Annotated in this window: 17 protein-coding genes; 14 read left to right on the top strand and 3 right to left on the bottom strand. The window is 57.2% G+C overall.

Features of this window, described 5'->3' with window-relative positions:
• The first annotated feature begins 6 nt into the window (after nucleotides 1-6).
• The 11 genes from CHB87_RS13660 (at nucleotide 7) to mobF (ending at nucleotide 12,596) form a co-directional block, all read left to right on the top strand.
• Complete coding sequence (locus tag CHB87_RS13660) at nucleotides 7-792, top strand: hypothetical protein (RefSeq protein ID WP_089408987.1); 786 nt, start codon at nucleotides 7-9, stop codon at nucleotides 790-792.
• A gap of 12 nt (nucleotides 793-804) precedes the next feature.
• Entirely contained in the window at nucleotides 805-1,053 is a 249-nt protein-coding gene (locus tag CHB87_RS13655; protein WP_089408986.1) for a hypothetical protein, read from the top strand.
• A 17-nt stretch (nucleotides 1,054-1,070) separates the two neighbouring features.
• Entirely contained in the window at nucleotides 1,071-1,988 is a 918-nt protein-coding gene (locus CHB87_RS13650) for a type IV secretion system protein (RefSeq protein WP_089408985.1), read from the top strand.
• A gap of 171 nt (nucleotides 1,989-2,159) precedes the next feature.
• On the top strand, nucleotides 2,160-2,966 hold the full coding sequence (locus CHB87_RS13645; protein WP_089408984.1) for a VirB8/TrbF family protein: 807 nt from the start codon (nucleotides 2,160-2,162) through the stop codon (nucleotides 2,964-2,966).
• Entirely contained in the window at nucleotides 2,963-3,931 is a 969-nt protein-coding gene (locus CHB87_RS13640) for a TadA family conjugal transfer-associated ATPase (protein WP_089408983.1), read from the top strand. Before CHB87_RS13645 ends, CHB87_RS13640 begins: the two co-directional genes overlap by 4 nt.
• A 530-nt stretch (nucleotides 3,932-4,461) precedes the next feature.
• Nucleotides 4,462-4,836, top strand: a complete 375-nt coding sequence (locus CHB87_RS13635; RefSeq protein ID WP_089408982.1) for a single-stranded DNA-binding protein — start codon at nucleotides 4,462-4,464, stop codon at nucleotides 4,834-4,836.
• Between the two features lie 104 nt (nucleotides 4,837-4,940).
• Nucleotides 4,941-5,885: a DNA-primase RepB domain-containing protein gene (locus CHB87_RS13630; protein WP_089408981.1), complete on the top strand. Its 945-nt coding sequence runs from the start codon at nucleotides 4,941-4,943 to the stop codon at nucleotides 5,883-5,885.
• A gap of 25 nt (nucleotides 5,886-5,910) precedes the next feature.
• The gene (locus CHB87_RS13625) at nucleotides 5,911-6,237 is read left to right on the top strand and encodes a hypothetical protein (RefSeq protein ID WP_089408980.1); all 327 of its coding nucleotides are present in this window, start codon (nucleotides 5,911-5,913) and stop codon (nucleotides 6,235-6,237) included.
• 197 nt (nucleotides 6,238-6,434) lie between these two features.
• Nucleotides 6,435-6,827: a plasmid mobilization protein gene (locus tag CHB87_RS13620; protein ID WP_089408979.1), complete on the top strand. Its 393-nt coding sequence runs from the start codon at nucleotides 6,435-6,437 to the stop codon at nucleotides 6,825-6,827.
• 4 nt (nucleotides 6,828-6,831) lie between these two features.
• Nucleotides 6,832-8,925, top strand: a complete 2,094-nt coding sequence (locus CHB87_RS13615) for a type IV secretion system DNA-binding domain-containing protein (protein WP_089408978.1) — start codon at nucleotides 6,832-6,834, stop codon at nucleotides 8,923-8,925.
• A 2-nt stretch (nucleotides 8,926-8,927) separates the two neighbouring features.
• Entirely contained in the window at nucleotides 8,928-12,596 is a 3,669-nt protein-coding gene (gene mobF / locus CHB87_RS13610) for a MobF family relaxase (protein ID WP_089408977.1), read from the top strand.
• A gap of 57 nt (nucleotides 12,597-12,653) precedes the next feature.
• On the opposite strand, the gene CHB87_RS22925 is transcribed toward mobF, so the two are convergent.
• From CHB87_RS22925 to CHB87_RS13595, 3 genes are all read right to left on the bottom strand, one after another.
• The gene (locus CHB87_RS22925; protein ID WP_425432483.1) at nucleotides 12,654-12,842 is read right to left on the bottom strand and encodes a helix-turn-helix domain-containing protein; all 189 of its coding nucleotides are present in this window, start codon (nucleotides 12,840-12,842) and stop codon (nucleotides 12,654-12,656) included.
• A gap of 182 nt (nucleotides 12,843-13,024) precedes the next feature.
• Nucleotides 13,025-13,258, bottom strand: coding sequence for a KH domain-containing protein (locus CHB87_RS13600; protein WP_089408975.1), 234 nt, complete (start codon nucleotides 13,256-13,258; stop codon nucleotides 13,025-13,027).
• Nucleotides 13,259-13,566: 308 nt separating this feature from the next.
• Nucleotides 13,567-14,706: a hypothetical protein gene (locus tag CHB87_RS13595; protein WP_245817984.1), complete on the bottom strand. Its 1,140-nt coding sequence runs from the start codon at nucleotides 14,704-14,706 to the stop codon at nucleotides 13,567-13,569.
• A gap of 416 nt (nucleotides 14,707-15,122) precedes the next feature.
• Here CHB87_RS13595 and CHB87_RS13590 point away from each other — a divergent pair, with 416 nt between their 5' ends.
• From CHB87_RS13590 to CHB87_RS13580, 3 genes are all read left to right on the top strand, one after another.
• On the top strand, nucleotides 15,123-15,932 hold the full coding sequence (locus tag CHB87_RS13590; protein WP_089408974.1) for a hypothetical protein: 810 nt from the start codon (nucleotides 15,123-15,125) through the stop codon (nucleotides 15,930-15,932).
• A gap of 123 nt (nucleotides 15,933-16,055) precedes the next feature.
• A complete protein-coding gene (locus tag CHB87_RS13585; protein ID WP_089408973.1) occupies nucleotides 16,056-17,753 on the top strand; it encodes a hypothetical protein in 1,698 nt (565 codons plus the stop codon).
• Between the two features lie 190 nt (nucleotides 17,754-17,943).
• Nucleotides 17,944-18,402 (top strand): hypothetical protein, encoded by a 459-nt coding sequence (locus CHB87_RS13580; protein WP_089408972.1) that lies wholly within the window; start codon nucleotides 17,944-17,946, stop codon nucleotides 18,400-18,402.
• Nucleotides 18,403-18,424: the final 22 nt, after the last annotated feature.

Below are 18,424 nucleotides of genomic sequence, written 5' to 3'. Positions count from 1 at the left end.
GGCTGTATGAAACTCGTGATGACCAAACGCAACAAGTATCTTCTAACCGGTGGTCTGCTGCTGTTGACCGCGACACCTAGCTTTGCTCTCTTCGGGATCGGCGACATCGTATTCGACCCGACCAGCTATGCCAGTCTTGTCTCGCAGCTCACGACCCTGGAGTCGCAGTACAAGATGCTCCAGAACAACATCACACACTTCTCACTCAAGCAGCAGTGGCAGACGACCTTGAATGCCATGAAGAACGCCAACGTCGCCAATATGTTTGGCGAGACGAGCGGCATGAGCATTGCTCTCAATACGAACTCACCCAGCGCGTCGTCCACGGCCTGGACAGCCGGGACGATCAAGGTCAGTGGGAACACAACCACCTACCTGCAAGGGCAGACGCCGGGGAGCGCGCAGCTCTCGCAACTCGCCATGATCGAGGCATCGGACTCTATCTCTCCCGACTGCCTTACCGCAGTCGGCCAGTACAGGGGCGCGAGGACACAGAACGTCACCGCAAACACCACGCTCGCCTCGCAGCAGCTCGACGGCGGCGATGGCACCAACACCGAAGTCGAGCAGCTCAATCTTCTGAATGCAGCAGAAGCGCAGAAGATGTCCGAGATGCAATCGCAGGGCGTATTGCAAGCCTGCCTCGCTTCACAGATGACCGTCACGAACATGCAGCAGCGGAACGCCGCAGCGCAAGACCTGAATACCGCCGCCTTTGTTCAGCAGCAACGTTCGACCAACAACGTGAGCGCGGCGAACGAAAGCAACACCTGGCAGACCTATCTTCCCTGATTCGGAGACGCGATGCTGAAAGCGATCAACACAAAGATACTGCTTGCGATTCTTGCGGCGCTGACTGCCATCGGCAGCGCCGCGATTTACCAGAGCCATGAGGCTCACAAGGCCGCCGCTATCCTTCAGCAGCAACAGCACGATGCCGAGGAGCGCGAGCGGCAGGATGAAGCGTTTCGCAAGAAGGTAGAGCAGGACAAGAAGCGGCACAACTCTGCCGCTGGTAACGAAGGCAAGACCTGGAAGAGCTATATCCCCTGATTTCACCGGAGACCGATATGAGCATCGCCGTTCTCGCACAAGCACTGCCGTCCGCATCGTCGGGCATGGACTGGCTCTACCAGTTCACCAACAATCTGACCAACCTCACCACGCAGAATGGCGGCGCGTTGACCCAGTTCGGTTGGACGGAGCTGAGCTGCATCTCTCTTTTCACCCTTGTGAACATGGTCATCAACTGGAACACCAGCACGATGACGTTCCGGCTGCATCACCACCCCGTGCGCGCCGGCGACCTTACCCACTTCCTACTCAAGCTCATCGTGTGCAGCTTGTTGTTGAACTATTGGGTGAATCCGTTCCCAGGCGCGAGCTTCGGCATCAACCACTTCTTTTCTTACATCGCACAGGCGATGGTAGCGGCGTTCGATCAGCACTCGCTGGACCAGTTGCTCCAGCTTCTCAAGAACGCTGGTGATGGAACGTCCATGCCGTCCTTCACCGCACCCGTTCAGATCCTCTGCTATGTCCTCGTACAGATCATGCTCGGTTTGGCATCGGCCATCTTGTTCGTCATCAATTGCAGCGCCTTCATCCTTTACGGTGTGACTGCGCTCTTTGGTCCTGTCTTTGTGCCGTTGCTCATGACACAGACCTTCAAAGCAAAGTTCTTCCAGTTCCTCGATGTCCTCATCAGCTTCGCCATGATTCGTGCCGTTGCTGCGGCGTTCATTTATGTGTGGGCCGGATTCATGAACGGGTTTCTGCAGCAGACCTTCAATGGCAACTATTCCATGGACATGTGGATCGCTAATTTGATCCCTTGCTTAATGGTCTTCGTCGCTTTCATCATTAATATGCTGTTCATTCCGAGCATGACTCAGGCCATCTTTGGCGGTGCGGCTGGAATGGCAGGCAGTATGGGAGCTTTTGTCGGCAAGGTGGCTTCTTATGCCGCCATGGCGGGAGGTGTATAGCTATGTGGGAACTCTGGGGCCACCCGATTGGTGGCGCAATTGGAACAACACGAACAGCGCGACGGCTTCTAAAGCCTGTATTCAAGCTCTTTGCCATCGGTGTCTTAGTCGCTGGTCTCATTTATGCCTTTGTCGTTTTCAAAGCCGTCAAGGAAAGGAGCCAGAACCCTCATGTCCACGCACACAGCACCCATTGAAAGCCCGCTGACGCCGGAGCAAGCCCTGCTCACCGACCACATCGGAAATGAGGTCTATGCCTCCCACTATGCCGAGCGCAAAGCCTACCGTCTTGTCATCGGTTGCGGGACAGTTGTGCTACTCGGGTCGATGTGGCTCAACTTCGCTCTGGCCCACCGTCCCATTGCGAATCGCTACATCCGCATCGACGAGATGGGCCGCGCTCAGGCGATCCAGTACACCGACCTCAACTACAGCCCGCGCGAGGGCGAAGTGCGGACATATCTCACCGATTGGGCCGACTATCGCTACACCATTGGCCGGGACACCATCGCGAAGAAGTATCCGCTCAACTACTACTTCTTATCGCAGACCCTCGCCTCGCAATTGATGACTGCCGACAATGCCAATCATCTTGTCTCACAGGTGGTGGCAGGGCAGATCGAGACGAGCGATGTGCAGGTAAAGAACGTCACCATCACGTCGATGTCAGACGAGACCGTTCAGGGTACCCGCATCGCCCGCGGAACGGCCCTCGTAGCCATCGACAGGTTCTACTCTGCGCAGAACTCCCGTGAGCCCCGCACGGAGCATTGGATGCTGAGTATTACCTATTATCTGAACCCCAAGCAGGTGAGCGACCAGGCCCGCATCTTCCCGCAGTTCGAGACGATCAACCCGCTCGGATTGACCATCACGGAATTCCACGAGAACCGGCTCTCCGTCGATCCTATCGCTCCCGGAACCAGTGCAGCGTTGCCGGCAGTTCCGGCAACGTCCACCACGGGAGCAAAGCGATGAGCTATCACCTGATCCTCCCATTCTTTCCTGAGGAGCTACGAGTGCTATTGCTTGACCCGTCCATCTCCGACTTGATGATTAACGGCACCACCGGGGTCTACGCGGATCGCAATGGCGTCATCGAACATATCCCGCTGGCAACGCCCTATACGGACGATCGCCTTCAGGCTGCAATTGAGCGCGTGGCGCGTATCCTCGGACAGGACCTTACGACGCAGAATCCCATTCTGAATACTCGCTTGCCGGACGGCTCGCGCGTAGCGGTAGTCGGCGCTCCATCCTCCATCAATGGGCCGACCCTCACCATCCGCAAATTCAACCGCTGGTACACCTCCGATGAGCTGATCGCCGCTGGCAGCTTGCCGGAGCCCGTTCGCGACAAAGTAATCGGCTTCATCAATGAACGAAAGAACGGCATCATCAGCGGCGGCACCAGTTCGGGGAAGACGACCTTAATGAAGGCACTTCTTGACCACGTTCCCCAGCATGAACGTCTGGTAGTCATCGAGCAGCCCGCAGAGTTGAAGGTGAATCACGCCAACGCTGTCCGCTGGGAGGCTGTTGAAGCGATTCCGGGCCAGGTTGCCATTACGCCGAGCCAGCTTCTCGCCGCCGCTCTGCGTCATCGTCCCGATCGCATCATCATGGGTGAGATCCGCGATGAGTGCGGCTACGATCTGCTGCAGGCGATGAACACTGGGCATGGTGGAACGCTCTCCACCATCCATGCGAAGTCCGCATGGGACGCCTTGAATCGTCTCTCTGATTTGGCCCTGAGTGCGCGTGCCAATCTCAACCACGCATTCATCCGCTCGGAGACAGCGGAGGCCATCGACTTCGTTCTGTACTGCGAGCGCGATGCCGCGGGCCGCCGCCGGGTGCGCGAGCTGATTACCGTGAACGGATACACCCACGCGGACCAGAGCTTCCAGACGGAGGACATCTATCGTGCTTCCGCCGCCTGAGCATCAGGCATACAGCTAGAGAACCGAACCCGAATCGAGGTCACTCCGATGTACCGTCATGCTGCCAAATCGGCTGCACAGCCCAACTCGTCTCTAAAAGCGCCCAGCGTGGCGTTCCGGCATCGCCGAGAGCGCAACGGCGAGTGCTCTGAGCCGTACTTCTACCGAGTCCTTGTGGCGATGAGAGGGGCTGCGGTTTCGGCGAACATTCACCGCCGGGATCGAAAGTGTGACTTCGGTGCATCGGGGAGCCTTCCGCCTCGTATCCCTCCTCTACTCGGGTTCACGCTTCGGGGCCAAACCGGCGCCCTGCGGCTCGGCGTCGTTCTGCTTCGCTTGCAGCGCCCCTGCGGGGTCTCGGTTCCTCCCAGAAAAAGTTTGAAAGCCGCGGCAAAGAACACCGCTCAAACTTTTTCCGGGCCCCACCAAGAAAGCACTCCTTGGCGCTTGGGAGCCGGGCCCACTCGCTCGCTTCGCGAAGGGTGACCCGAGCAGGATACGGGAAATTCAACGAAACGGAGATCACCACCATGTACTCAAACAAAGTCACCCTCATCGGATTCACCGGCGCTGATGCAGAAGTTCGCACCAACAACGACCGCAGCCTCACCACTCTCTCGCTGGCAACCAAGTCCTCCTACAAGAAGGACGGCAAGTACATCGAGCACACCGAATGGCACCGTTGCGTGGCCTTCGGCAAGCTCGGAGAGTTCGCCGCCACGCTCAAGAAGGGCGCTCATATCCAGGTCGAGGGCGAGCTGCGCAGCCGCAGGTACGACAGCACGAAGACCGGCACGGAAGTGACGGTTTGGGAGATTCGGGTCAACTCGATTCTCAAGCTGGATCGTGCTCAGAAGGCAGCAGCGGAAGACGAAGAAGAATCCACCGAGGAAGAGGCCGCATAGGCCCTTCCTTCTCTCCGAAGAGTCCGGCATCCAGCCGGGCTTCTTCGGCTGCTAAAGGCCCCTGGCATCGCGCACACAGTACAGGTCGGATCGGAGGTATCGAGATGAATGGAACAGCCCAGGACTTTCTTACCCGTTGCTTCGCTCCGGGCGACACGATAGCTCTCTTGCTTCGCAACGAGAGCACTGCAAAGACACAGCAACGCATCGTTCCTTTGGAACGTGCGCTCACGCCCCGTTACGGGGGCTGGCTCGCTCATGAAAACCACCATGGAGCGAATATCTATGTGGCTGCCAATCCGCTGCTCTCCGGTAGCAGGAAGCGCACCAAGGATTGCATCGCTTCCATTCGCCATCTCTATATAGACATCGACGTGAACGGAGAAGCCCGGCTCGCTGCGCTACGGGCTTCAGAGCTTGTGCCGGAGCCGAACGTCATTGTCTCCACATCCGCTGGAAAATACCAGGTGTTGTGGCGCGTAGAGGATTTCGACTTCTATACGCAAGAGATGACGCTCAAGTTCCTTGCGACGGCGTTCCACGGCGACATCTCCTGCACGGACTGCAACCGGGTTCTTCGCATCCCCGGATTCAAAAACTGCAAGTACGATCCCGCGCAGCTCGTCACTGTCGAGTACCTTTCCGATGCGACCTACCAGCCGGATGACTTTCACCTCTATGTCCTGCGCGAAGCCTGCATGATTCCGCCTATCCCGCAACAGCCGATACGCCGCGATATGCAGACCAACTCCGAGCACGATTGGGCTTGGGTCTCGCGTGAGCTTACTCACGGCAAAGACGCCGTGACGCTCACTCTGGAGCTGGCTTCGCGCCGCTCCGATAAGCCCAATCCCAGCTATTACGCTCAGCGCACAGTGGACATGGCTTCGGCCCGTCTCTGGCTGATGGAAGGCAGCTCCGTCGCGGACGTAATCGCCATGCTTGAGAGCCGTAGACGGCCTGAGATTCCCGCAGCACTTTGCTCCGCTCGTGCGCGGGAGATTGCGGCCACGGCACAGCGCATGATTGCACGCAACAAGGTCGCCTGAATTTATCACCCAAAGGAGAACAGCCATGCCACTACTCGAAGTCGTCCAAACCCGTCAGGTCAGCGCCTCTATCCGGCTCACTGACTCAACCGCTACGCAGGTCGATCAGTACGCCGCTTTCATCCACGCATCCGCCGATGATGTCGTGGAACAGGCGCTCGCTTATGTGTTCCTGAAGGATCGCGACTTCCAGGACTTTCTGAAGACGCCACAAGCGAAGCAGGCCTCTTCGACGCTTCGCATTCGCAGAGCGCCAGCTACCGATGCAGCGGAACCGCCCGCAAAGAAGCCGGTATCCGCTGCATCATCGCCAGCACAACCAGCAGCATTCGTGGCGGGATCGAAAGCATGATCCCGCTGCTAATGCAGTGGCAGAGCCACTACGGTGCTGCGCACCGGAAGAAGATTGACACTTGATCCCTTCCAGGGTGGTGTTTTGAGGTGCATGGTAGACAGTCGTCTACCGCATTCAAGAGCGATGACTTACAACCCACCGGTAGACAATAGGCTACTTCGAGTCTCCTATCGTCTACCGGCCGCGAGGCAGACATGGCGCTTCAGACAATCCCAACAGCGATTGATTTCGAGAGCCGCACGAGCCGTTCCCACGGTCGTGCCGGACGAACCTATGTTGCAAGCGCGAAAGTTACTCGCAAAGAGCAAGAAGAACTAGAACACGCCGCTTACAAGAGCGGCAAATCGCTCAGCGAGTGGGCGCGTGACGTGCTCTTGCAAGAGGCACGGCGTTCCAAGGACGACGCCGTATTCACGGAGCTGGTCGCTACCCGGATGCTCCTTGTGAATCTCATCAAGCCGCTCATCCTTGGTGAGAAGGTGTCGCCCACATGGATTACCGAGGCAATGGGCATGGTGCGCCGGGAGAAGCACAAGGCCGCGCAAGAGGTCATGCAGCAGTATGCGCAAGGCGTGGCAAAGGAGTAAAGACATGGCAACGCAATGGGGTAGAAAAGAGACGATTATCTGGCCGCCGCACGCTCCGGTTATGAGCTACACGGCCATCGCAACGGCCCTGCTTTGCACGGTGCTGTTTGTCTGGCAGCGGCTTCACTTCTCGCTGCCTCCGTTGCAGCAGTCTTACATCACCGAGTACATCCGCGCCGAGGTTGGAGCCGTTGTCCATACGCACAGCTCCTACAGGCTCCTGTATCTCGGTGGCGGCAAACCCAAGCCTCGTCTCGCTCTGCCGGTAGACTTCGCCGCTGGGCAGATGACGCTTCCAGACGGCAGAGTCCTTCCGTTCACACTGTCGGAGTTGGCACAGGCCCAGGGCTACCGTTTTCCTTTTCGTGGGCCCAGCCAAAAGCTCGCGGATGCCGCCATGAATCATTGGCTACGCTATGCGATCTTCGACGGCAAGGGGCTGTTCGCCGTCTTCACTATCAGCTTCGTCGAAGGTGGCGTCTGCCTGCTGGCGATGCTCTGGTTCGCCATTCCAAAAGACCTCCAGCGGTTCCGGCAAATGAAGTATGGGCGCGTCCTGCGCGGCCCGCTCATGCTCTCGCCCAAGGAGTTCAACAAGGTACAGAAGGGTGATGGCATCGGTTTCAAGACCACGGAATCCGACAAAATGATGCGGATTCCGCTGCGGAAAGAGGCACAGCACCTTCAGCTCATGGGCGATACCGGGGTTGGGAAAACCCAATTAATAATGCAGTGCCTTCGCCAGATTCGCCAGCGTGGAGACTCAGCGATCGTCTACGACCCGGCCTGCGAATATATCCAGAGGTTTTACGATGCCGGACGCGGAGACATCGTACTAAACCCGCTGGACACCCGCTGCCCCTATTGGGGACCGGCGCAGGAGATGGAGTCGAACGCCGAGGCGGATGCCATCGCGGCCTCGCTCTACCAGCCCGCAACCGCCGACAAAGACGAGTTTTTTCACCAGACGCCCGCACAGATCTTCGCGCACCTGCTGAAGCTGGGGCCGACGCCGCATCAGCTTGCCGAATGGATGGCGAGCGATACGGAGTTGATGAAGCGGGTGGAAGGAACCGAGATGGCCTTCTATATAGATAGGAAGGCAGGACCGCAGCGCGCGGGCGTGCTCTCGTCCCTGGGCCTGGTCGCAAAATGCTTCCGCCTCTTGCCGCAAAAGGATGAGAAGCGGCCCGTCTGGAATGCCCGGACATGGGCCAAACAACGGAAAGGTTGGATCTTCATTACGTCGCGTCCGCCCGAGCGGGAAACGCTCCGTCCGTTGCATTCGCTGTGGATTGATTTGCTCGTCATGCGGTTGCTCACGGCGCCGCAGCCGGGACAGAAACCCGTCTGGTTTGTAATCGACGAGCTGGCGAGCCTGCAGAAACTCCCGCAGCTTCATACGGCCATCACGGAAAACAGAAAGTCGAAAAATCCGCTGGTGTTGGGCTTCCAGGGCAAGGCCCAACTTGAGGTCATTTACGGGCATCTAGCCGAGGTCATGCTGTCCCAGCCTGCCACCAAAATCTTTATGAAGACGGCGGAGCCCAAAGCCGCCGAATGGATCTCGGAGGCCATCGGGAAGGTCGAGATCGAGCGCCTGAAAGAGACGAAGTTCGATGGCTCCAGGTCAGGCAAGAACTTCACCGTGGAGCGTCAGATCGAACCGCTTGTAATGGGTTCGGAGATCACTGGCCTCGATGATCGTCACGCTTATTTGAAGTTAGGCAACAACGTGGCCAGGTTCGCTTTCGACTACATGGACCTGCCTACGCCGACGCCGGGATTCCTGCCGCGCAAGTCTCCGAACGGAGAGATGAGTTTCGATCCCGATACCCTCAAGCCACGCTCTCCGAAGACCGCCGACGTGGAAGCACCGTCAGAACCAGAGGCTACGGATGCATCAGAGACGGTGGCGAACGATGCGCCCTTGGCCCTCGAAAAGAATCCCATACCGTGGCCCAAACAAGATGTGAATGGGTCTTCTCGCGCCGGCGAAGTGAGCCTGCCCACGCCTGCCCCTGCTCCCATCGTGGTTGCTGATACCGACACCGAACAGGAAGAGGTGCATGGTCCTGAATACATCCGGGAGATGTAGCCATGATGACCATCCCAAAAGCGCTCAGCTCCGGCCAGGCTCAGACGTATCACAAGCTGGAGTACACCTCCGCCGCCCAGAGTTATTACAAACAGGGTGACGAGATAAAGGGAGAATGGCAGGGGCGACTCGCAACCTCGTTGGGACTCTCCGGTGAGGTCACCGCCCAGCAGTTTTCCCGTCTGTCGGAGGGCCAGCACCCGCAGACCGAGGTCCAGATGGTTCGGCACCGAGAGGCCGTGGAGTACCAGACGGTCAGCGGGAAGACCGTCAAGGCAGTCGAACATCGCGCCGGTTGGGATGCTACCTTTTCCGCGCCGAAGTCGGTTTCGCTCACGGCTCTGGTCGGAGGGGATGACCGGGTCCGTGAAGCCCACGCCGCCGCTGTCACGGTAGCACTGAACGAGCTGGAGAAGTACACCCACGCGCGCATCGGCGGCAACAACCCGGCCGAGAACACTGGCAAGTTCATCGCAGCGAAGTTTGAACACGACACTGCCCGTCCCGTCGATGGCTACGCCGCGCCCCAGCTTCATACCCATGCCGTCATCTTCAACGTGACCGAGCGGGCCGATGGTTGGACGAGGGCTCTTCAGGAACGGCCATTCTTTGAAAGCAAGCAATTTGCCACGGCGGTTTATCAGTCGGAATTGATGTATCGGTTGCGTGATCTCGGTTACGAAATCGAGCCTGGAAAGAGCGGCGCACCAGAGGTAAAGGGTTATAGCCAGTCCTATCTCGATGCGTCGAGCCTGCGGTCGCAACAGATCAGGGATGAAATGGAAAGGAGCGGCGTGAGCGGCCCAAGAGCCGCGCAGATCGCAGCTCACTCCACTCGCGACAAGAAGCTGACCCTCACGCGAGAAGAGGTCCTGGAGGCCCATCGCAACGTAGCCGCCCAGTTCGGCAACCAGCCGCGACAAGTCGTGCAGGAGGCCCGCGAACGCGCTCAGACCCAGGAACGCAATCCAGATCGAGCGACTCGCGCGAAGGAAGCCATGACCTATGCGCGGGACAGTCTCTTCGAGCGTGAGGCTGTCGCAGATGAACGGCTCATCTTCCGCGATGCGTTGCGGCGCGGCATGGGAGAGACAACCTATGCCGAGGTTCGCGCCGATTTCGAGGCTAGGCGCCAGCGCGGCGACCTCCGCTCCGTGGAGACCGCCAAATACGCTTCGGGTCGCAGCTTCACGACACCGGAAACCATCACCGCCGAACGCGCAAACATTGCCCATGTAGTTGCGGGACGCAATGCCGTCCAACCCATCATGAATGCGGAACTGGCGCAGGAGCAGGCGCGTTCACGGGGCTTCCTGAACGACACGCAGCGACGCGTGATCGAGGAAGTTCTCAATTCCACGGATCGCATTCATGGCTTGCAGGGACGCGCGGGAAGTGGGAAGACGACTGTGCTGGCTTCGATCCGTGAAGGAGCGGAAAAAAGCGGCTACATCGTCGAGGGTTTTGCCCCAACCTCCCGCGCCTCGGCGCAGCTTCGCGAGGTCGGAATCGACGCTACAACCTTACAGAGCTTTCTTGCGCGTGGCGAAAACCACCCCAGCGCGAGCCCTGAATTGCGGCACCTTTACATGCTGGACGAGTCGAGCCTCGCCAGCACTCGGCAGATGCGAGCCTTCCTCGACAAACTGAATCCCAATGACCGCGTCTTGGTGATCGGCGACACCAGCCAGCATCAGGGCGTGGATGCCGGAAAGCCCTTCGAGCAGATGCAAGATGCAGGTATGCGCACCTCGCAACTCGACCACATCATGCGACAAAAAGACTCTGAACTGCTTAAAGCCGTCGAGGAGCTTGCGAAGAACAATACCCAGCAAGGCATCAACATGCTCGCCAGCCAAGGGCGCATCACCGAGATCCCCGACAAGCAGGAACGCATCGCGGCTATAGCCAGGGATTATGCCGCGCAGCCGGAGAACACCATCGTTGTCTCGCCCGACAACCGCAGCCGCCAGCAGATCAATGAGGCCGTCCGTGCCGAGCTATTAGACAAAGGCGTTTTGGCAGCAGACGGGCAGACCTTCCGCACCCTGACCCATCGCTCCGATATGACCGGAGCCGACCGCACTTGGGCGGCGCGGTACAATCCCGGCGACGTGCTGCAATACACCACCGGCAGCAAGGCCGAGGGCATCGAGCGGGACAGTTTCGCCACCGTCCGGGCCGTCGATGCAAGAGCTAATACTCTTACCGTCGAACTTGCAAACGGATCGAGCGTGATCTACGATCCGCGACGGTTGCGTGGCGTCCAGGTCTTCCGCGAAACAGAGCGCGAATTCGCTACTGGCGATCGGATTCAAATGACCTCAACCAATAGAGAGCTCAGCGTCGCCAACCGGGATCTCGGCATCATCACCAACATTGAAAACGGTCAGATGTCCGTGCGAATGGATGGAAAGGCCGAGCCCACCATCTCATTTTATACCGCTGAGTTTCGCCAGTTCGATCATGGCTACGCCGTAACCTCGCACAGCTCGCAGGGACTCACCGCAGGCCGAGTCCTCGCTCACTTCGACACCGACGGCGCGCACGCTCTGATCAACACGAGGCTTGCTTACGTTGCCATCTCGCGGGCCTCGGACGATGCGCGTGTGTATACCAATAACGCTGAAACCCTTGGCCAACGGCTAGCGACCGATATCTCGAAGACCGCCGCTGTCGACTTCCGGCCGTCGGATTCCACGACCGAAATCCAGCAGGCCGTGGCCGCGTTTCGTGCAAACGATCCTGCGACCGGAACGGCAAAGTTACAAGAGCAAGGGCGTGTCCATGAGTATGCAAGCTCGGAACATCGACTCGCCGCCGTCGCTCTTGCTTACACTGCCCAAGAAGATCGTGCTGTTGTCATTGCACCTGATGCCGGCGAGCGACGGGAGTTGACCCGACTCATCCGGGATGAGTTGCGACAGCAGGGACGGCTTGCGCCGGAAAGCCGTTCTGTCCCCATCCTGGTTGAGCAGCACTTCGGAAATCCCCGTCTCGCTGCAAACTACGCACCGGGGGATGAGATTCACTATAAAGTTGGAAGTCTCGCCGAGCATGGAATCGCCGACAACAGCACAGCTACAGTTCTCTCCGTCGATGCTCGCGCCAATGCGCTCACTGTTGCGACTCGTGATGGCAACGAGACCTCCTACAATCCGGCGCTTCTGAAAACCCTAACCGCACAGAGTACGGTCTACCACGAGGAACAACGCGACCTTGCTCTAGGTGAGCGCATCACCCTCACCGCATCAGACCGAGATGCTCATATCCATGGTGGGGACTTCGGCACAGTAGAGCGGATCGGCGAGGACAATGCTCTCTCCGTGAGGCTTGATAGCGGTAGATCGGTCGAACTGGATTCTCATAACGCTCGACACATCGAGTACGGGTATGCCGTCGAAACAGCACAGCGAGGCTCTGTCAATCGTGTTCTTGCGACCGGTGATGCTTCACAGCTTGCCCAGCAGCAGGAGGTGCTTACGCGACTCTCTCTGCATATCCGCGATATCGCCCTGTATACGTCAGACAGCCGCGAGCTCACAGCGGAGAGAATCATTCCAGGCATCGAGATGGGACTATCGCTGGATGGGATTTCGCCCGGTCCCGCCAGTTCTTCTACACCATCCGTGCCTCAGATCGAAGTGGAAGGATTTGGCATCGGTCTCTAAGCGATAGCTGTAGGACCAATCCTCGTAACTATTACGACACTGGGCTGGTACGTAGGATTAGAGCGGTATTCTGACGTCAGGCTTCCGTCTCGCATCCAGTCGGATCTGGGATACGTCCAAGCCGAGTCCCAAGAGCGCTCTAGTGAGCGTATTGCGATGCATCTGAAGCTCTTCTGCAGTTCTCCCGAGATGTCCCCTATGCTTCGTCAGAACATGCGCGATATACCGTTCCTGGAATTGACACATTGCATCACCATAGGTAACTCCTGCGTTGCGCATCTTCCGTACTGCATCCGCTACTAAAGTCGCAATGGGGCATCGGCATGAGCTTGTTTCAACCCTGAGACCGCCGCCGCACGAGTTGGCGTCCAGCCTTCCGCGGCTGAAAACATTTGCCTTTCCTTTCGTCTGTGACCAGGGATTCCCATTTAGCGTTGAGGCGTCTCCGTTCGTGAGGCGTGGCTTAACCGAGTCGGGCTACTGCCATTGTTACCTTCTATGTTCAACGCATAACGCTGCTGTCGCTTCATACCCACCGCGGACATGATTGTCCGTAGTGACCGTGCCGTTCGCCCTTGTTTCCCAATGATCTTGCCTGCGTCAGTCAGCGCGACGTAGATGCTCAACGTGGTCACGCTAAGCGAAGCTCTATGCTCGATCAGGAGACTATCTTGCGCGACTTTGACTAATGCACAAGCGAGTGGGGCGGGGCGGCAGTCCCCTCAACGGAGGACATACACTGCTTCCAATCTCACATCCTGTACCTAGCGAAGAAGAACCAGTCCAAAAACTCGTGCTGCAGATCGTTCAGCTCTTGGTCGATGATGTGGCTTCCTCAAGAGTGGAATCCTTTGTCGAGGATACGTGAAGCGCATTTTCGATGTTCATAGAGACCGCCATAAGCGCTTCGTCCAGAACCTTCCGCGCTGAACTCGGCTGCGAACATCGTCAAGTGGGGAGCCAACGTGTCTTACTCTTCCAGTTCATCGACCGAATTCGTCCATCGTTGCAGAGCTTCTCTGGCCGCTTCAATTGCTTCCCGCTCCTCGTACATCACGACGCGCCATTCCTCTCCATGTCTGGCAAAGACGAGTCCGCATTGGGCCATCATCTCGCAGATGAGATCGTAGATAGGAGCAAAGACTTCGATGGATTCCCAGACGAACTCCCGCAGCCAAAGTTCGTGCAGGATACGTTCGAGTCGGGTTATGAGATCTTGCACCTCCGGATTCTTCTGGAAGACCTCGTCCAGCCGTGGGGTGCGATCTTTCAAATTTCGTTCCACCCCGTGGACGTACCCAAGTAGGTAGCCGGCACAAATGAATACGTCCCCGAAGATCTGCTGAAGCTCACGAAATACATCGCCTGCCCCGCGCCCTTCGCGGTGTGCCTTGATCTGTTCCTGTGCCGCTGCGAAGCTGTCTTCGATCGCCCGGCAGAGAATTCCTTCAAACTCCTCAATCGCTTCCGGGCGAAACGTCGCCGAAGACCGGCACGCAGCATATTCGCTCCAGACATCCACTGCCTTCAAGTAGGTCTGACGCGAGCGTTTGCCGCACTCCAATGGCTTTCCATAGCTGTCGGGAAACATCCGGTACAGATGGCTCTCATGTTCAACATGCGCGGCTTCGTGGGCGATGCAACCCAGCGCCAACCTTCGCATTTCTGGCTCTGGAGAAAGTGTCGACAACGCCAGGCCGCGTCGCAACACGATATGGAAACGCAGGTCTCCCTCGCGGCGGACCGCAGCCGTCCGTGCCATTTCCACGACCTCCGGTTGTGGATTCATTTCTAACGGAACCTGGCCTTGGGGAAGGTCTTGCAGGGCGCACGCAGCCGCACGGCAGTCCGAGGTGACCGTCATGCCGTCCAACGCCTGCAACTCAATCCCGGAAAACGTGACGACATAGAGTATTTCTTCGATGGCGACGGCCAGCGCGTCTTGTACCTCGGGTTCTTCAAAGCAGGAGAGATCAAGGCTGCATCGCTCCGGCAGCGGAAGCCGCCCCCCACCTTTGGGCGCGAAGGTCAGTTCGCGAATAGCGCTCATCGCTGATACCCCGTCGCTTTCGCACATGGAATTGTCATGCGCACAAAGCCATGCCTCCATCGCTTATCCAAGGGCAACACAAATCCCGGTCCCTTGGGGACCGGCAAGAACCATTTCCGGGAAATATTATGCGGGATCAGCATAATTCCTCAATCGGAAGGGTGGGAAAACGTCTGCGGTACGCCCCCGCAAACAGCCCTAGAACCCATGATCGGGGAGTTCGAAAACCGGCAAAGCACGGTTCCTATAACCTTTAGCTTTAGGGGCCTGGACATACGTTACAGGCTCCCCGACCGCAAAGGCGTAGGGATTTATCAGGCGTCCGAAGAGCGCCTAGTGCTTTGCAGGGGTTTCGACACCCCAGGACGGTGCGTTCCGTCCCACCTCCATCATCCGTCAAAGCCGATAGCGATTGCAATTGCTGGTGAATGGCAGGGTACAGAAGCGGTAGAGTGGTGCATCGAGGAGAACCATTGATGTTCACCCATTTCGAGCAACCAGGTAAATGTGAATGGCTCGGCGGAGGCCTCAACGGTTTCGTTGACCATCTCAATCGAGTCTATGGAACAGCGTATGCCCTCACACGGTGCCTCGATGTCGTTCAGATTTCAGGCGTTACAAGTAAGGAGCCCGAGGTGCTTCTCACGGATTCCGAGAATGAACAACAGATGGTGATTGAACGGAAGTCAGTCGTCTGGCCCCCCAATTACCTTCACCGACACCAGTTAGAACATGACTTCGCGAACACGGTTTGGCAGCACACGCGAGGTTCCTATCGCGACGCAACCTACGAACTGAGCTTGAATAGCCGCGAGTTTGACCAACTCGACCGAAAGCAGATCCACGACATCGCCAATCAAATTGCGGCAGCGATGGCGCGAGTTACTCCAGAACAACTTCCGATTCGTTCTCGTACACCCTTGCGCTGGTCTTTTCGGAAGGTGCCAGAGGGCGAGCAGGAGAATCAATCGCCGGGCATCATTGTCTCTCATCAGCAATCCTTGAGCTTCGATGACCCAGACGATGATAGCGCCAGGGCTGGAACAACTTCCCAAATACAAAGTCAGCTCGAAGCCGCAGCCGCTAAATTCAACAATTACTCCGAGTGTCGTCGCGTGGTCCTGCTGGATTTCTACGGCACGGAGATCGGCGAAGACGAGATCCCGGAATTGTTCAAAGACGTCACCATTCCCAACGAGATTGACGTGGTCTGGAGAACGGTACGCGACTGGACTTCCGAGGACACCTACGACATCGGTTACGATCAACTCCACGTCCGGAGTTGATCTCACGACTTGAAGATCAAGAGACGCGGCGGTAGCTCGTCTGTTTTAGCCCTACCTCTGATCTCCCGCATTCCAAATAGAAACTAAGGAGCAGAGCAGCAGTTTCGCGGAAGAGGTTCCAGTATGGAAGGAAAACCTTTAGAGGAGGCACTTGTCCGTTCCATCGAACGGGATATCGACGCCGCGTTCCGGAAAACTCTTGGAATCACAGGGCTTTGGAAGAGCACCCTGCGCAGCGCCGCGTTAGACATCATGGAGGAGTTGCTCACGGGACATGGGACGACAACCGACGCTTCATCGGTCTCTCTGAAAAGCTATTCGCTGAACGTAGTCAACGGGTGCAACGTACTCTTACGGCAAATCGAGATCCTCGGATCGGATACCAAGACAGTGCTTCCGCCGGATCTGGAGGCACGGATGAAACGAGCCATCGCAGCCTCGAGTTTGTATACCACGGTGGAAGATGCTTACACATCCTATTCGCGCGGGTACGCGAAAGCCGTTTTGCTCGCTAAGGAGAGCGTTTGCTTCGATACACCGGGCACCGAACTCGATGCCCGGCTCAGGTTTTTCGGTTCCATCTCGTCCTCTAGCGACCGCATCGCAGACAAGCAAGTTGCCCTACAGCTCCCAGACCTGATGGTGAAGGAGCATGGCGAAAAGATGGTACAGACGCTCCTCAATTCGAAAATAGAGCAAATGGGCGGATTGCAATACTCCATGGACAAGACTCTCCTGCATGACTTTTCGGAAGGCTATCGATCGTTCTTCGCAGACATCATTGAAATGCCGATGAACACGGTTTTAGGAGACACGACGTTGGACGGAGTAGTCCGTGCCTATTCCATGCTGTGCGCTGCCTCACACCTCCATAAATGGATCACCGTCCTTTCCAAGCCCCCCGAAATGCAAAGAAGCCCGAACTGGCCGAGCCTATGGCGGCAGGAGTCGGCATGGAAACAATTGCTCGCCCAGGTTTGTCCTATCGATCAGGTGGATGCGCTGGTGGACCTCTTCCTCTTCGACCCGAATCGGTTGGATGCTGATGTGTCCTTGACCCCGTTCGTGAATCTTGGCGAGGGTTATCTTGCGCTCTCCCCGACTGCGGTTCTCCGTTCCAATTTCCCACGGAATGTACTCGCCCTCTTGATACGAAAGTTTCCGAATGAATACTCCACATACACGAGTGGTCGCGAAAAGGCCCTTTTGGCTAGCGCCAAGGATGTTTTGGGCAAACACTGGATCGGCGCTGGCGTTCAGCTTCCAAAATGGAAGGGGAAACAACTACCTGATGTAGACCTGCTCCTTGGCGGACCAGACCCCGGAAAGTTCGTCGTATGCGAAGTAAAGTGGCAACTCAGCGGAAGCTCCACCCGTGAAGTCATCAATCGCGATGAATACCTTCGAAAGGGGCTCCATCAACTGGAACAGATTCGCGAATTCCTGATAGCCCATCCATCCTTCTTGAAGGATCGAGGGCTCACAAACCATGTCACCACTTCCTCCGACTTTGAGTACGTGCTGTTGTGTAAGGGACACCTGGGGTCGGAGACGGTCCAAAGTGATGGCATCTTGAAATGCGATTACGACGTTTTCTGTCGATCCGTAACAGAGCACGGCGTCTTGTCTGCGCTCACACTGGCTCGCGACAATTCATACTTGCCCAAGTTGGGCGTTGACTTCACGCTTGAGCCGATTTCAGTCAGATTTGGCAGGTGGAGGCTGTCCTGGTGGACATTACTATCAGTTGCCCTCCCCGAGGACGACGAAACAAACATGGTGACCGACTTCTACATCGATTCGGCAGAGTTCCTCCAATAAGCGCCCCCCGGTTGGAGACAACACTCAGGAAGCGCCACGCGCACGCGGCATCATTTGTTACGGGGTAGCGGGAAACCGAGAGCCCTTGACAGGACTACACATTAAGGCGAAAATAAGGCGAATAAGAGATTGTTGGCGACAGCGAAAATTCTCGTTATACTTTCCTTGGTTTCCCGTTGAGGACAACGAGATGGATGTGCAATTTCGATACACCCAAGAGCAAGCCCGCTCAGTGACCGGGATCGGCCAAGAGGCCATCAGGCATTGGCGGAAGTATGTACCTTATCTCGCGACAAAGAGCGGTAAAGCGGCGCGCTTCTCATTCGGTGATCTTGTCGGTCTGGCTGTAACGCGGGAGCTCACCGATGGTCTGGGCATAAGCATCAGTCAGGTGCATGTTGGCGTCGAATCGCTGTTTCACACTTTGGCTGCACAGACGGTGATTCGGCCCGGTAGTATTGCGCTACTCCAAAATAAGAGTTCGCTTTTGATCGGGGCCGAGAATCAACTAGGCATGCTGACCCAGACGCCGGCAGCGTTGGTCCCAATCGATCCGATCATAGAAAATCTGCGAACAAAGTTCCTCAATGGCCTGAGGCTACCTCCTCAATCCGTTTTGCCGTTCTTTGCCGAGGCGGTCTCTCAATGATGTGCAAAATTCCAATTTACGG

The sequence above is a fragment of the Granulicella rosea genome, assembly GCF_900188085.1.
In the GTDB taxonomy this organism is placed as follows: Bacteria; Acidobacteriota; Terriglobia; order Terriglobales; family Acidobacteriaceae; genus Edaphobacter; species Edaphobacter rosea.
The sequence above is the reverse complement of the archived record's forward strand: the minus strand, read 5'-3'. Positions and strand labels throughout refer to the sequence as shown.

Bases quoted from the DNA above. Each gene is read 5' to 3' on its own strand.
- CHB87_RS13660 (WP_089408987.1), top strand. From the start codon at position 7: ATGAAACTCGTGATGACCAAACGCAACAAGTATCTTCTAACCGGTGGT.
- CHB87_RS13655 (WP_089408986.1), top strand. From the start codon at position 805: ATGCTGAAAGCGATCAACACAAAGATACTGCTTGCGATTCTTGCGGCG.
- CHB87_RS13650 (WP_089408985.1), top strand. From the start codon at position 1,071: ATGAGCATCGCCGTTCTCGCACAAGCACTGCCGTCCGCATCGTCGGGC.
- CHB87_RS13645 (WP_089408984.1), top strand. From the start codon at position 2,160: ATGTCCACGCACACAGCACCCATTGAAAGCCCGCTGACGCCGGAGCAA.
- CHB87_RS13640 (WP_089408983.1), top strand. From the start codon at position 2,963: ATGAGCTATCACCTGATCCTCCCATTCTTTCCTGAGGAGCTACGAGTG.
- CHB87_RS13635 (WP_089408982.1), top strand. From the start codon at position 4,462: ATGTACTCAAACAAAGTCACCCTCATCGGATTCACCGGCGCTGATGCA.
- CHB87_RS13630 (WP_089408981.1), top strand. From the start codon at position 4,941: ATGAATGGAACAGCCCAGGACTTTCTTACCCGTTGCTTCGCTCCGGGC.
- CHB87_RS13625 (WP_089408980.1), top strand. From the start codon at position 5,911: ATGCCACTACTCGAAGTCGTCCAAACCCGTCAGGTCAGCGCCTCTATC.
- CHB87_RS13620 (WP_089408979.1), top strand. From the start codon at position 6,435: ATGGCGCTTCAGACAATCCCAACAGCGATTGATTTCGAGAGCCGCACG.
- CHB87_RS13615 (WP_089408978.1), top strand. From the start codon at position 6,832: ATGGCAACGCAATGGGGTAGAAAAGAGACGATTATCTGGCCGCCGCAC.
- mobF (WP_089408977.1), top strand. From the start codon at position 8,928: ATGATGACCATCCCAAAAGCGCTCAGCTCCGGCCAGGCTCAGACGTAT.
- CHB87_RS22925 (WP_425432483.1), bottom strand. From the start codon at position 12,842: ATGTGTCAATTCCAGGAACGGTATATCGCGCATGTTCTGACGAAGCAT.
- CHB87_RS13595 (WP_245817984.1), bottom strand. From the start codon at position 14,706: ATGGAGGCATGGCTTTGTGCGCATGACAATTCCATGTGCGAAAGCGAC.
- CHB87_RS13590 (WP_089408974.1), top strand. From the start codon at position 15,123: ATGTTCACCCATTTCGAGCAACCAGGTAAATGTGAATGGCTCGGCGGA.
- CHB87_RS13585 (WP_089408973.1), top strand. From the start codon at position 16,056: ATGGAAGGAAAACCTTTAGAGGAGGCACTTGTCCGTTCCATCGAACGG.
- CHB87_RS13580 (WP_089408972.1), top strand. From the start codon at position 17,944: ATGGATGTGCAATTTCGATACACCCAAGAGCAAGCCCGCTCAGTGACC.